We start from the raw sequence: 13,646 nt of genomic DNA, 5'->3' as shown, positions 1-13,646 counted from the left end.
GTGCTCAGTACTCCAGATGGCTCTGCTCGTGAACCCGTTTATGAAAGACGAAATAACTCCAGATCTGATAGCCAAGCACGAACGGCAGCAGGGATAAAGCCACGATCGTCATGACTTTCAGGGAATACGGACCCGATGCGGCGTTGGTCAGCGTCAGGTTGAACGCCTGATCGATCGAGCTGATCATGACGTTCGGGAACAGTCCGGCAAAGAAGAAGGCAATCGTCAGCGCAATGACGGCACCCGTCATGCCGAATGCCCAGCCGTCACGTCGCTTGGCGATGAAGACGGCGGCCAGCACGTAAGCGGCTACGATCACCACGCCCATGACGGTCAGCAGGAGGGCACGGCCCTCAAAAATGTCCGTTTCGAAATAGGTCATGGCCCCAAACGCCGCGATCAGTACCGCCAGCGGTGCAAGCAGCACCTCCGCCAAGCGGCGGGCCCGCACCTGCAGGTCGCCGGTGACCCGAAGCGTCGTAAACATCAGTCCGTGCACGAGGCAGAGCACTACCATGGTGAGCCCGCCGACCACGGAATACAGGTTGACGATGTCGCCGAAGAAGCTGGCTTTCATCTCCATCGCCTGGTCGATCGGCAGCCCCCGGATCAGGTCGGCGAAGACGACGCCGAGCAGCAGCGGAGGCAGCAGACTGCCGATGAAGATGACGACATCCCACGTTTTTTTCCAAGCAGCGGTCTGCACCTTGCCTCGGAATTCAAAAGCCACCCCGCGCCCGATCAGGGCGAGCAGCAGGAGCACCAGCGGTGTGTAAAAACCGCTGAACAGCGTCGCGTACCAGTTCGGAAACGCGGCGAACATCGCGCCGCCGGCCGTCAGCAGCCATACTTCGTTGGCATCCCAGAAGGGGCCGATCGAATTGATCAGCACCCGGCGCTCGGTATCGTTTTTGGCCAGAATACCCGTGGACATCCCGACCCCGAAGTCAAAACCCTCCAGAAAGAAAAACCCGATAAACAGGACAGCTACTAGGACAAACCACAGCTCATTGAGAGACAGCATGCGGAACTCCCTCCTTATCAAATGGATCGGCCGACTCATTCGAATGAGCAGCGTTGTCGGCGTACGGTCCTTTCTTGATGACGCGGACGAACAGATACACCATGACCACCGCCAGAATGGCGTAAATGGCCGTAAAAGCAATGATGGAGAACAATACCTGCCCTGCCGTGACGCTAGGCGACACGCCGTCGGCGGTCGTCATCAGCCCGAATACGGTCCAAGGCTGGCGTCCAATCTCCGTCATGATCCAGCCCGACGTATTGGCGATAAACGGCAGCGAAATGGCAAACAGCATCAGGCGCATAAACCAGGTGTTGCGGTTGTAGAGCTTTTTGCGTGCCGCAAGATAGACGCCGTACAAGCTGAGCACAATGAGCAGCGAGCCGCTGGCCACCATGATGCGGAAGCTCCAGAAGGTCGTGCGCACCGGAGGGATGTAATCCCCGGGGCCGTACTGCTGTTCATACTGGGACTGCAGCTCCTTCATCCCCGTAACTTCGCCGGAAAACTTGCTGTAAGACAAGAAGCTGAGCAGGTAGGGAATTTGGAATTCCCCGGTATTGGTCTGATTTTTCGTATCGATAAATGCGGTGACCGTCCACGGCGCGGGATCGCTGCTCGTTTCCCAGAGCGCTTCGGTCGCAGCCATTTTCATCGGCTGGGTCTTCACCAAATATTGCGCCTGCTGATGGCCCACCAGTGCCACGCCGATCGAGGACACAAGCCCGATGATCACCGCGATGACAAAAGATTTTTTGAAAAAGGCGGTATCCTGCTTCTTCAGCAGCTTGTAGGCGCTGACCCCGGTGACCAGAAAGGCCCCGGTCATAAAAGCCGCCAGAATCGTGTGCGGGAACTCCAGCAGCAGCTGGCCGTTCGTAATCAAAGCTAGGAAGTCGTTCATCTCGGCGCGGCCGTTATGGATCGTAAAACCGACCGGACGCTGCATAAAGGAGTTGGCTGCCAAAATCCAGAACGCCGACATCACCGTGCCGAACGCGACCAGCCAGATGCAGATCATGTGGACCTTTTTGGACAGGCGCTCCCATCCGAAAATCCACAGGCCGATAAACGTCGATTCGAGGAAAAACGCAAGCAGCGCTTCGATCGCCAGCGGCGCCCCGAAGACGTCACCTACAAAGCGGGAGTAAGCCGACCAGTTCATTCCGAACTGGAACTCCTGCAAAATCCCTGTCACCACGCCGACGGCGAAGTTGATCAGGAACAGCTTCCCCCAAAATTTAGCCATTCGTTTGTACTCTTCTTTGCCTTTGACGACATACATCGTTTCCATGATCGCGATCGTGAACACCAGTCCAATGGACAGCGGCACGAAAAAAAAGTGAAAAATCGTCGTCGCGGCAAACTGGATACGTGAGAGCATAACTACATCCATCGTCTCTTCCCTCTTTCCTGTCGTTATTCTTAAAACCCGCCTAACAGGTTCCGATAACTTGGCTTCATCGTTTCTTCCTGTATCATGGCAGACTTTGAATCCGAATATTGTGATAAATGTCACAATACAAAGCCCAAATCTTCGATTTTGTGAAATTAGTCACAAAATATTTAAAAATGAGGCCCTTCAAGCACAAAAAAGACGCCCGCACCTTTCGGCGCAGCCGTCCAATTCTTCAGTTCCTCTATATATGTTGCCTGCTTCAGGCTCGTTCGTGAAATCATGCTAGTCCCGTGCCACATAGTATTTATTGGTCATGTACCAGGCATCGCCCTTATCGGTCGGCACTCTGCCCTTCTTCTTGTCCAAAAATACGATTTCCTTGCACTTGGAACAATACCATTTGGTCGTGTAGTATTGGGAAAAGGTCGTGTAAGTCGTACCGCATTTGCAATCGACTTTGAAGTACACCCGATTTTCTTCGTACGCCTTCGAGAGCTGATCCGTGTTGTCGGGCTCCGAAGAAGATACTACGGGCTTGATCAGTTCAGCGTAATTGGAGAACCGATTATGCACTTTAAAATCGGCGACCAGCTCCGGATTCAGGCCAAAAAACTCCTTACCGATCGCTGTGATGAATTTCGCATCCGTGCGATAGCACTCGATCCATTCCTGAATCTGCTTATTGGATAAAGGTACAGTTCCTTTAATGCCGCTATTCAAGGTGTAGGTCATGATGCTCAAATTCTCATTGTCTTCATAGAACATTAATTCGGAAACCTCCTTATGATTTCAATTAATAATGTACTACTTCTGAGGGACAGAATCAAAGTGAGAAATAGTGCCAAGTGCCGGAAATATAAAAAAGCCCCCTTCCGGGGGCCTTCCAAAGCGGGAAACCCGCAGCTGCCGGATGTAGAGCGCTTTAATGCGGCATGCGTGCGGCTTCATTTTTTGTATGAAATTACGACAAAAGGATAACATTTACCAGCCATTTTGTCGAAATCCGCCTGGTGTAAACGGTTGTTAGCCGCAGAACCAAGTCCGATTATAGACGACGGTATGGGCCGGGATACGGACCGTGTGGGTAGTGTGGATGCGGAACATGATGGTGACGGCCGTCCGCCAGCGCAATCACCAGCAGATCAAACAGTACGAGCGGCAGAATGAAAGGAAAAAACGAGATATGCGCCTTTCCGGGACTGCTCGAGACCGAGGAAACCTTCAGATATACCTTGGAACTGCTGACCTTGACGATCTTACCGTAGAACGTGCTTCCGTACTTCGTCTTGATCTTTACCCGGCGGTTCATATACTTCTTGGCAGCCGAATAATGCTTGGATGTCGTCATGCGTCTCACCCCCTTCACCCCAGCTTATTCCAGCAGAGGCGAAGGGAGCCGGGGCGGAAGGCTATTTCCTGAGCCGGTTGGAGCGGAACATCAGAAAGAGCAGATAAGGCGTTCCGATGACCGCTGCGACAAGACCGACCGGAATTTCCTTGGGGGCGATCAGCAGCCGGCCGACGATATCGGATACGACCATCAACAGGCCCCCGAGCAGCGCCGACAGCACGACCGCGCGCCGGGTATGATGCCCGGTCAGCAGGCGGACGGCGTGCGGTGCCAGCAGGCCGACGAAACCGACCGTGCCAACGGCCTGAACGACGGCGGCCGCGATGAGCACGCCGATCAGCGCTGTGAGCAGCCGGGCCCGCGTCAGCGCCAGGCCAAGACCCTGGGATACGGCATCGCCGAATCCCAGCAGGTCCGCCCGGCGGCCGATCAGCCAGGCCGCAGGAAGCAGGACGATCAGCAGCGCAGCCAGCCTGATCAAATCGCTCCAGCCGCGGGCATAGACGGTGCCGGCCAGCCAGGCCAGCGCCGGAGCAGCCCCCATGCCGGAGCGGATGACCAGAAACTGGATCGCCGCGGCGCAGGCCGCCGACACGGCGATGCCGACCAGCGTCAGTGTGCTGGTCTCCAGCCCCTTCCGCCAGGACAGCACGCCGACCACGGCTGCTGCGCCCACAGCGCCCACGATGGCCGCAGCCGGCAGCCATCCGCCGGAGGCGGCCGGGAAAAGCACGATCAGCAGCAGCGCCCCAACGCCCGCGCCGGAGGTGACGCCCACCACCGAGGCATCCGCCAGCGGATTGCGGACGGTGCTCTGCAGCATGACGCCGGCCACGGCGAGACCGGCTCCGGCCAGCAGCGATACCAGCAGGCGGGGCAGACGCATATCAAGGATGATATTGCGGTACATCGCCTCCCCGCCGCCGCTCAGGACCGCGAGCGTATCGCCCAGCGGGATGCGCAGGCTGCCTGCCGATATGCCGATGACCGATGCCAGCAGGATCAGCACAATCATGGCGGCAAGCAGCAGCGGGTACGGCGGGCGCTTATGCAGCACGCCGGCGCTCATCCCGCCTCCGCCATCGGCAGCAGCCGTGCGGCTGGCCCGCAGCGCCAGCCAAATCAGCCACGGCGCGCCGAACAGCGCCGTGACGGCCCCCGCCGGCAGCTCCCCGAGCGTGCCGCGGAACAACCGGGCAATGGCGTCGGCACCCAGCAGGATGACCGCGCCCCATAACGCGCTGCCTGGAATGAGCAGCGCATGCCGCCGCATCCCGAGCAAGCGGATGAGATGCGGGGCGATCAACCCCACAAAACCGATCGGGCCCACCACACTGACGGTGACCCCGGCGAGCAGGACCGCCGCGGCGAGTGCGGCGGTGCGGGCCAGCCCTACCCGCTGACCCAGCGCCTGGGCGGTCTCGTCCCCCATCTCCAGCAAGTCCAGCTGGCGCCGGAACAGCCATGCCAGAACGAGGACGCCGGTCACCCACGGCCAGCTGTAGGCCGCACCGTGCCAATCGTTCTGGTTCAGCGAACCCGAACCCCAGACGAACAGCCCATTCGTCTCGTTCTCAAACAGCAGCTGAAGCGCGCCGGTGAACGAGGCGAGCACCAGCGACACGATCATGCCGGAGAGCGCCATCCGGACCGGCGTGCTCCGGCTTGCCCCCGCCAGCAGGTAAGACAGCCCTGCGCCCAGGCAGCCGCCGAGCAAAGCCGTGATAAGCGGTGACGAATGAATCAGGGACGGCATAAAGATCGTGCACAGCACCACGGCAAAATAGGCGCCGGCATTGATCCCGAAGGTTCCCCCTTCCGCCAGGGCGTTCCGCGTCACCGTCTGCAGCAGGGCGCCTGCCGCAGCCAGGGCGGCACCAGCCAAAATGCCCATGACGGCTCTGGGCAGCCGCAGGCCGCGAATGGTCTGGTGTTCCGCAATGTTCTGCGGGTGAACGATCGCCTCATACACCGTACGAAGCGGAATATGAAGCTCCCCTTGCGTCAGGCTCAGCGCCAGCAGGATCACCAGAAGAACACCTCCCCCGGCAAACACCAGCAGATTCAGGCTGATTCGGCGGGTTTCCGGCCTTACGGCTGCCTCGTGCCCCGTTATCGGCTCCATCACCGGCTTCATTGCGTCAGCAGACTGACCGCTTTATCGACCAGAATTTTCGCCGACAGCGGGCCACCGTATACCCACATATCGCCGCCGAGAGGATACGTTTGTTGTTCCTTGACGAAATGCAAGCCGTTCCAGACGGCGTTGTTCTTCATCTGTTTCTCGATGATGTTATCATCATCCTGAACCACGTACAGCAGATTGGCATCCTGTACAGGTACCAGCGACTCCACTGTCGTCTTGGCATAGCCGTCCTCCGGAAGGGGATTAGGCTGATAGGCATTCTCGAAGCCCGCACGCTTCAGCGCGCCCGCAGCAATCGAGTTGTCCGAGTACAGCAGCATGACCGCCGCATCCTGATTCGAAAAGCCTTGGATCAAAGCGTATTTCACATGCTCTTTGCCCGACGCCTTCAGCTTCGCTTTGGCATCGTCAAAGGTGGCCTGCACGTCAGCGAGCACCTTCTCGCCTTCCTCTTTCTTGCCGACGATATCGGCAATCGTCCGGAAGGAATTCTCCATCGTGGCGTATTGATCCTGGGAAGCTTCTTTGGAGTAGTTATCAAAAACTACGGTCGGCGCAATCGCCTTTAGCTGCTCGTATGTATCCTTCACGCGGAAATTTTCCGCGATAATCAGGTCCGGTTTGAGGCTTGTAATCAGCTCCAGACTGGGCTCCTGCCGCGTACCTACATCGATGACGTCCGCCGACAGCCCCGGCTGGGCGTTCACGTATTTCTTATACCCTTCCACGTCGGCGACACCTTTGGGCTGAATGCCAAGTGCAATCAAATCCTCCGCGTACGTCCATTCCAGAACGACGATGTTCTTCGGCGTCCCTTTCATCTCGGCGGTTCCCATCGAGTGCTGGATCGTGCGAACTTCTTCCTGTTGGGCCGGTGTACTTGAATCTCCGCTGCCAGCCTGCGCAGCAGCTCCTTCCTTGGCTTCTCCCCCCGTACTGCAGCCTGCAGTGAATAAAGCGATGAGGCAGCACACGATGAACGGGGCGAGCAGCCCCCGTTTTAACCGGAATGTCTTCATGAACACAATCTCCCTCTCTGCTATGTACTTATTATTGATATTGAGAATCAGTATCAATTAAATATCTAAATGATATTGGTTCTCAATAGGGATGTCAATAGCGATTTTGGGCATGAAAAAGCGGCCTTCCGCCGCATTGGCGGAGCCGCTTTATGTACAGTTTTATAGAAGACCGCTTGCAGAATATATTCCGGCCCTTAGCTTAAAGGTTACGGAAGGCCAGTTTCCATGCGGCAATATTGCCGATCAAGGCCACAGCCATCAGTACATATACTCCATAAGTCGAGAAACGGAGTGCAAAATGAAGCCCTGCCATGGCCCCCAATATTAAAAAAAGAAGGAGCATCAGGCCGGCCTTTCCGGATTGCGTTCCTGCCTGAGCAGGTTCGGTAAACGGCATCTCCAAACCCATCAGCCGGAAGCTGATCACGGTGTACAGTAAGGTCATGACGAATATGACCAGCAGATCCGGCAGGATTCTGATGCCGAAAATCACCGTAAAGATTATGCTTTCCACAACGAAAATCGGCAAAATAAGCTGAGCAATGCATGCTTTAAGCGTGCCTTTATAGACAGGCTCATGATTACGCAGCGGTACCGTACTGAAAATCCACGCCCCTTTCGGCGTGCTGGTGTACTGCAGCATCATGACGGCGCTGGGGATCATCAGGGCACAGAAATACATAAACAAATAAGAGTTGCCTGCACGGATCTCCTCCCAGCTGCTGCCCGAATTAAACGTATTAAACATGAAAATAAACGGAAAGATGAGCGAGAGTCCCAGCGAAGGGTACACCTTTAGTTTATAATCCCGCTCCTTCCGGATCATGCCGAGCGCAAAGCGGAAAAACACCTGCTCCTCCCGGCTTCTGCAGATCCAGCGCCCCAGAACATCCGGCCACCGTCCGCCCCTTCCCTTCTTGCGGGCAGTCTGGGTGGACAGTTTCCGCAAATTGGCTTCAAACGAAGGGATCATCCGGACATAAATCCATACGGCCAGGAGCGGCAGGAGGACCGACAATAGGCTGAAAACAAGGATCGCCTCTCCCCTATGTCCACCGAACAGCCATTCAAACGGAGCCGCAAACCAGACCGGGAACAGAAATACATGCCACCAATGGGCCTCATACCCGTTCGGCAAATCCACCAAATTGAACACTCTGGCGATAAGCTGATAACCAACCGCCATGACCATCGTGAGGCCAATTTGCACATAATTGATGATGTCCTTCAGCTTTTCTCCGTCGAAGAAGCGGAGGACGAGCCAGTACAACAATGCCGTTATCGCGACGATCAGCAGATCCATCAGCACGATCTCCAGCACAAAGATCAAGAAAAATACAATGCCGTGTCGGAACAGGGCGGCAGCAAGCGGTGCGGCCGTAATCGAGCCTGTAATAAAAAACAAATAAATCATGATATGAATGGCCTTGGCCATATTGATCGTCTTAGCGTTCACCGGTTTGGAACCCAAAACGGTATGGTCCCGAACATCCAGCAATACGGAGGAGAAGTCGGAAATCAGCGACGTCGTGATCATAAACATCAAGATACTGAATACGATGCTCATCTGAAAAATAAGGTTGTGACCCATGACCACGAATGGGGTCATGACCACCCCCATCACGGCATAAATCCACAGCGACTTAAGAAACTGGTTCGACAGCTCATCAGGATCAGCAGATCGGGAAGTTTTACCGATGAGTGTCGGCGCCCGGCGGCCATCCATCGTGAGTTTGACCTGTAGGATACGGCGCATCTGCACATAATCCATCCCTGCCTTTTCGAACAGACCCTTGCAGCGGTCCAGCACAATCAGCGTTTTGAAATCATTCATCGCTGTACCTCTTTTACGATGGACACGATTCGGGCTGCCGTATCTTTATGCTCATGATACCCGGTCAGCTCAGTAAAAATCTCTTCCAGCGTTCCTTCATGCAGCTGTTCCTGCAGCTGCTCGAAGCTGCCGTCGGCGACAACGTTCCCTTCATTCAGCAAAACGATCCGGCTGCTGATCTTCTCCACAACCTCCATAATATGAGACGAATAAAAGATCGTTTTGCCTTCGGCTGCAAGGCTTGCCAGCATCTCCTTCACCACCATAACGCTGTTTGCATCCAGTCCGCTGAGCGGCTCATCCAAAAAAAGAATGTCGGGATTATGCAGGAGGCTTGAGATCAACAGCACCTTCTGGCGCATACCTTTACTTAAAGAGGATATTCGGTTAAAGTACACCTCTTCCAAGCCAAACTGCTCCATCAACCGCTGCGCCTTGTGATCGGCAAGCCGCCGCTCAAGACCGTACAGCTCGCCAACGAACGTCAGATATTCCTGGGCGGTCAAGCTATCGTACATCTCGGCGATCTCAGGAACATAGCCGATCTTGGCCTTATACTCTACCTCTCCGTCCGAAATATCCTTGCCGAAGATGCGAACACGGCCGCTGTAGCCTTTGACAAGCCCCAGCATAATTTTGACTGTCGTACTTTTTCCCGCGCCGTTCGGGCCGATATATCCGATGATTTGCCCTTCATACACATCCAGGTTGATGCCCTTCAGAACCTGCTTTCCCCCATAGTTCATTTCGAGTCCTTGGATGGAGATGATCGGCTCACGTTTTGATTCTGGCATTGCAGCTCCCCCTATCATCTTGTATTTCCAAATACTAGCATAGCAGATATAGAGATGGAAGCGGACCATGAATCATACAATCGCCGTATTTTTTGCCGATAATCGACAACTTTCCTTCGTTTTACGCGTTCTACACAATATTCGGTTGAATGCACACCAAACCGGCATCATGAAAGGAGAATAACGTTATGGTGACTCCCGGGCCACCGCCCTTTGGCGGAGGAGGCTTTGACTTCTTCGATTTTATGTTTAGAATTTTCCCCTTTATTTTCGGCATTGTGTTCATCATCATCGTTGCCAGCATCATTATGAATGGTGCCCGTTATTTCAAAAATGCCCGTACTCCCCGGGCGTCCATGTACGCCCGTGTCATTTCCAAACGGATGGACATCCGCCATCACAGCGGCAGCCATCATGATAACGGCAGCGGCTTTGTCAATTCTAGCGGCTCCTCCAGAACGTACTATTACATCACCCTGGAATTTGATAACGGGGAGCGGAAGGAATATTTGGACGTGAAGCATCTGTACGGCTTGGTTGCCGAAGGAGATGAGGGGTATGCCGCGGTCCAGGGCGATTGGATCGTCGGTTTTGAACGGGAGGTTGGGCAAACGTCCTAGAACAGTAAAAGCAGCCTTGACCGCGGGTTCAACCGCAGGACAAAGGCTGCATTTTTAACATTCGGGGAACCCGTCGATGATGAGCGCCTTTATCATACAAAAAAAGAAGGCCGGCGCTTCAGCCGAGCCCTTTCCCCGCATATACTGCTTACTTCCAAGCCTGTCTGAACTTCATTACTTTACGATACGTGGATTTGTCCTTCAGCTGGTTAAAAATGTACGGATCAGGATTCGTGTTCACCTCAATGATCCACGGCGTCCACGTCCGGTCAAAGCCGATGTCCAGGCCGATCTGCCGGAAACCGGGGTACTTTTTGTGCAGATGCTTTGCGGTAGTCACCCCGAGCTTGTTCAGGGATTGGATGACTTTAGCCGTCTCTTTCTCATTCAAATGGGCCCCGAGCAGCGTTTTGACATCCATCGGCGTGCCCCCGCTGTGATAATTGGTCACGATTTTGCCTTCGCGGGCGACTCTTCCGATCAAACCGGTCGCCTCCCAATCTCCTCCAGGACGCCGCTGCACCATCACCCGGATATCAAAACGACGCTTACGGTACTTTACGAGATGAATCCCTTTTTGAATCAGGTAGCTTCGCTTCCCGGTCTGCTTCTGCAGCGATTGATAGAACGGATCATAGCTGCCGAAGGTCTTTTTTACCGTCTCCACCTGATACGTATAATCTCCGTTCTCCAGCTGTTCCGCCCGAATCACCCCTTTGCCGTGGGTGCCGTTTTCCGGTTTGACATAGACCATACGGTACGACTTCAGCATCTCCTTCATGTCGGATTTGCTAATTTTGCGGGTATCGAGCATAAACGGCCGGACTTCCTTGCTGCCAAGCAGCACTTTCGTTTTAATCCACTTGCTGACGACTGCCGTGCGGATCTTCTCCCCCATCCACCGATCTCTCCTGTCCTGTCTTCAAAATAGATTGTAACGCGCTTGCAAAACCTGTTTATTGTATGCAAGGCACGGCGGACTGGACAGGACATTCATCCCGCAAGCAGAACAATAGATTCCGTTTCTGGGCTGGCATCCCGTACTCTGTTATGGGGGCACGCATAAATAATAGAAGGATCAATTAAGCAGCAGGTGCGGGGATCAGCATCTTTGCTGTAAGGGAGGAAAGCGGCTTGAACATACTGATCGTAGCCCCCGAACGGCTCCCTGTTCCCGGCAGCGGCTCGGTGGAAATCTGCATTTTATCCATCGCCAGGCAGCTTGCCAAGAAGCATGCGGTAACCGTCTTAAGCAGAGCCTCCGCGGGATTGCCTCTGGAGAGCACGGATGAGGGGGTTCGTATTGTCAGGGTCCGTTCCGGCAGCTCCAAAGTCTACCTCGCTTCGGTGCTTCGATTCATTCATGGGAAAACTTACGACGTCATCCAGGTGGATAACCGTCCCCACTATATGGCCGCTATTCAGCGGGCTGTTCCCCAGTCCAAAGTAACCTTGTTTCTGCATTCGCTCACTTTCGTGCCTTCGACACGGCTCGTTGCCGCGAGCCTGAAGCATGCGTGGTGGATTGTCGCCAACAGCGCCTCGCTAAAGCAAAAGCTGTCCGTACGTTTCCCCTCACAAGCGCACAAAATACGTACGGTCGAGCTTGGCGTGGACACCGACCGGTTTCGTCCGCCAACCGATTTTGAGCGGGCGCAGGCCCGCAGCCGGTATGGGATCGGGGATGTCTTCACCGTGCTGTTCACTGGACGGATCATCCCGAGAAAAGGCGTGCCCGTTCTGCTGAAAGCCGCGCAAATCGCAAGCAAACAAGTCCCACTGCATCTTGTGATTGCAGGCCGGAGCAAGGAGGGATATATCCGGAGGCTGAAAGCCGAGGCCGCCAAGCTGAGGGTAGCGGTCACCTGGACCGGCAACAAAAACCACAGCGAAATTCACAGCATCTACCGGATGGCCGACTGCTTTGTCTGTCCCTCCCAGCGGCACGAAGCCTTCGGCCTCGTTAACGTCGAGGCGATGGCATCCGGACTTCCGGTCATCGCCTCGCAGATCGGTGGCATTCCCGAAATTATTAAGCACGGGGTAAATGGTTACCTGGTGGATGACTACTGGCGTCCGGAAGGTTTTGCGGAATATCTGGTCACACTGGCCCAAAGCAAAGAGCTGCGGCGCAGCCTGGGCGGCAGCGGACGCAGCATGGTACTTCAGTCTTTCACATGGGGCCGGACCGCCGAAAAGCTCGCGGCGCTGTACTCCTAATCGGTTCTCCTCTGGCTGCTGTAGATAAATGACTCAATGCATTTTTCTCAATAATCCGTCCGCGTTGCGCAGCATCAAAGCACCGGCAGCCAAGGAGAGCAGGAAGCAGAAGCCGGCAGCGACAGTGAGCGTTGACCATTCAAGAACCGTATGGCCCAACAAAGTCTGCCATCCGATGAAGACCAATCCAAGCACGTAGCAAATGCCCGTCAGGTGGATCATTCGGAGACGTACCCAGACGGAGAGCGAAGTCCGAGTACTCAGCCAGGCGACGAGCGGGATGGCCTGAAGTGCGTGGAAGCCCAGGCCGTGCAGCCAAATAATGTTGCCATGCAGCCCCACGGTCCGGCCTTGGTTAACCGAAATCCAGATCCCCGCTGCAAAAGACAGCATCACGGCTACCATGGCATAACGGATGCCCGTCACCAGCTCAGGATGAGCCGCGTATACTTTGCGACGGAAATACTGCGCGGCCAGGAACAGATAAAAAACGACGAGCAGCAGGGCGATGAACGCAAAAACGTTGCCCACTGCCTTGTCAAAGGCGGACCCGTCTTTGACAAACCGGGGATTAACTCCACGGAAATTTTGTACCGTTTCGGCAAAATAGGAATAGAGTGCGAGCACGATGTAGGGGTAGCGGTAAAAGGCTCTGCCTCTTCGTCCGAGACCCGAATACGGGATAATGAGCGCCGTCGACAGCAAAAATATCCCGATCGCAGCGTTAAAAGAAAACGCATTTTGAACATTGCCCCCGGGGGCTACTTCCGCCCCGTTCACAAGGGTCCAGATCCCGCAGAAGGCGGACAGCAGAAATCCCAAGACAGCAGTCAGGACCAGCCACTTCTCCCCTTCAAACCAGCGGAACGCCGGCCGGGCGCCCACGCTCCTTACGTTGACCATTTCCATGAATAATCTCCTCCATCCGAACGTTTTGGCATTGATTACGTCTTATTGTACAGAGAAGGAGGTTCCGGCAATTCTATCCGGGGTCCAGACTTTTCCCTGGACTTTGGTCGATGCCGCCCCCGACCAAAGTGCGGGATACAAGCCTCTTCATTGTTTAGTCCGCTTACAGAATAAGCAGGGGGGGTCAGCCAGAACAAACAGCCCTGGGCCGGTTGACCGGCTCAGGGCTGTTTTTGTTAAGGCTTTGTTCTTCGGGCTGCCAAGCCGCTTCTGGTTGAGCTCGCAGAAGGAGTGCTCATGTCCGAGGGCTATCCGGCCTGCACAGGA

12 protein-coding genes are annotated in these 13,646 nt (G+C 55.1%); 2 read left to right on the top strand and 10 right to left on the bottom strand.

Translation table 11 applies throughout. The annotated features are described in order from the left end of the window. Positions 1-4: 4 nt before the first annotated feature. From cydB to C7820_RS25345, 8 genes are all read right to left on the bottom strand, one after another. The gene (gene cydB / locus C7820_RS25380; RefSeq protein WP_116233396.1) at positions 5-1,024 is read right to left on the bottom strand and encodes a cytochrome d ubiquinol oxidase subunit II; all 1,020 of its coding nucleotides are present in this window, start codon (positions 1,022-1,024) and stop codon (positions 5-7) included. Further along, complete coding sequence (locus C7820_RS25375; RefSeq protein WP_116233395.1) at positions 1,008-2,420, bottom strand: cytochrome ubiquinol oxidase subunit I; 1,413 nt, start codon at positions 2,418-2,420, stop codon at positions 1,008-1,010. The genes cydB and C7820_RS25375 overlap by 17 nt, the downstream gene beginning before the upstream one ends. 285 nt (positions 2,421-2,705) lie before the next feature. Then, complete coding sequence (locus C7820_RS25370) at positions 2,706-3,188, bottom strand: hypothetical protein (protein ID WP_116233394.1); 483 nt, start codon at positions 3,186-3,188, stop codon at positions 2,706-2,708. A gap of 280 nt (positions 3,189-3,468) precedes the next feature. Next, positions 3,469-3,771, bottom strand: a complete 303-nt coding sequence (locus tag C7820_RS25365; protein ID WP_212985610.1) for a hypothetical protein — start codon at positions 3,769-3,771, stop codon at positions 3,469-3,471. Between the two features lie 61 nt (positions 3,772-3,832). Beyond that, the gene (locus C7820_RS25360) at positions 3,833-5,899 is read right to left on the bottom strand and encodes an iron ABC transporter permease (RefSeq protein WP_258875401.1); all 2,067 of its coding nucleotides are present in this window, start codon (positions 5,897-5,899) and stop codon (positions 3,833-3,835) included. 8 nt (positions 5,900-5,907) lie between these two features. Continuing rightward, entirely contained in the window at positions 5,908-6,939 is a 1,032-nt protein-coding gene (locus tag C7820_RS25355; protein WP_258875400.1) for an ABC transporter substrate-binding protein, read from the bottom strand. Positions 6,940-7,141: 202 nt separating this feature from the next. After that, a complete protein-coding gene (locus C7820_RS25350; RefSeq protein WP_116233393.1) occupies positions 7,142-8,776 on the bottom strand; it encodes a hypothetical protein in 1,635 nt (544 codons plus the stop codon). Continuing rightward, positions 8,773-9,570 carry an ABC transporter ATP-binding protein gene (locus C7820_RS25345; RefSeq protein WP_116233392.1) on the bottom strand — a complete coding sequence of 266 codons (798 nt, stop codon included), beginning with the start codon at positions 9,568-9,570 and terminating at the stop codon, positions 8,773-8,775. Before C7820_RS25345 ends, C7820_RS25350 begins: the two co-directional genes overlap by 4 nt. A 188-nt stretch (positions 9,571-9,758) precedes the next feature. Here C7820_RS25345 and C7820_RS25340 point away from each other — a divergent pair, with 188 nt between their 5' ends. Next, positions 9,759-10,190 carry a DUF2500 domain-containing protein gene (locus tag C7820_RS25340; RefSeq protein WP_181909193.1) on the top strand — a complete coding sequence of 144 codons (432 nt, stop codon included), beginning with the start codon at positions 9,759-9,761 and terminating at the stop codon, positions 10,188-10,190. Positions 10,191-10,338: 148 nt separating this feature from the next. On the opposite strand, the gene C7820_RS25335 is transcribed toward C7820_RS25340, so the two are convergent. Then, entirely contained in the window at positions 10,339-11,088 is a 750-nt protein-coding gene (locus tag C7820_RS25335) for a YheC/YheD family protein (protein WP_116233391.1), read from the bottom strand. A 236-nt stretch (positions 11,089-11,324) separates the two neighbouring features. Here C7820_RS25335 and C7820_RS25330 point away from each other — a divergent pair, with 236 nt between their 5' ends. Further along, on the top strand, positions 11,325-12,410 hold the full coding sequence (locus tag C7820_RS25330) for a glycosyltransferase family 4 protein (RefSeq protein ID WP_116233390.1): 1,086 nt from the start codon (positions 11,325-11,327) through the stop codon (positions 12,408-12,410). Between the two features lie 33 nt (positions 12,411-12,443). Here the strand turns inward: C7820_RS25330 and C7820_RS25325 are convergent, their stop codons facing one another. Continuing rightward, positions 12,444-13,319: a hypothetical protein gene (locus tag C7820_RS25325; protein WP_258875399.1), complete on the bottom strand. Its 876-nt coding sequence runs from the start codon at positions 13,317-13,319 to the stop codon at positions 12,444-12,446. Positions 13,320-13,646: the final 327 nt, after the last annotated feature.

Origin of the sequence: Paenibacillus sp. VMFN-D1 (assembly GCF_003386155.1) — a bacterium.
Taxonomy (GTDB): Bacteria; Bacillota; Bacilli; order Paenibacillales; family Paenibacillaceae; genus Paenibacillus_AQ; species Paenibacillus_AQ favisporus.
Note: the sequence above shows the minus strand (reverse complement) of the source record. Positions and strands in the feature narration are given on the sequence as shown.

Bases quoted from the DNA above. Each gene is read 5' to 3' on its own strand.
- cydB (WP_116233396.1), bottom strand. From the start codon at position 1,024: ATGCTGTCTCTCAATGAGCTGTGGTTTGTCCTAGTAGCTGTCCTGTTT.
- C7820_RS25375 (WP_116233395.1), bottom strand. From the start codon at position 2,420: ATGGATGTAGTTATGCTCTCACGTATCCAGTTTGCCGCGACGACGATT.
- C7820_RS25370 (WP_116233394.1), bottom strand. From the start codon at position 3,188: ATGTTCTATGAAGACAATGAGAATTTGAGCATCATGACCTACACCTTG.
- C7820_RS25365 (WP_212985610.1), bottom strand. From the start codon at position 3,771: ATGACGACATCCAAGCATTATTCGGCTGCCAAGAAGTATATGAACCGC.
- C7820_RS25360 (WP_258875401.1), bottom strand. From the start codon at position 5,899: ATGGAGCCGATAACGGGGCACGAGGCAGCCGTAAGGCCGGAAACCCGC.
- C7820_RS25355 (WP_258875400.1), bottom strand. From the start codon at position 6,939: ATGAAGACATTCCGGTTAAAACGGGGGCTGCTCGCCCCGTTCATCGTG.
- C7820_RS25350 (WP_116233393.1), bottom strand. From the start codon at position 8,776: ATGAATGATTTCAAAACGCTGATTGTGCTGGACCGCTGCAAGGGTCTG.
- C7820_RS25345 (WP_116233392.1), bottom strand. From the start codon at position 9,570: ATGCCAGAATCAAAACGTGAGCCGATCATCTCCATCCAAGGACTCGAA.
- C7820_RS25340 (WP_181909193.1), top strand. From the start codon at position 9,759: ATGGTGACTCCCGGGCCACCGCCCTTTGGCGGAGGAGGCTTTGACTTC.
- C7820_RS25335 (WP_116233391.1), bottom strand. From the start codon at position 11,088: ATGGGGGAGAAGATCCGCACGGCAGTCGTCAGCAAGTGGATTAAAACG.
- C7820_RS25325 (WP_258875399.1), bottom strand. From the start codon at position 13,319: ATGGAAATGGTCAACGTAAGGAGCGTGGGCGCCCGGCCGGCGTTCCGC.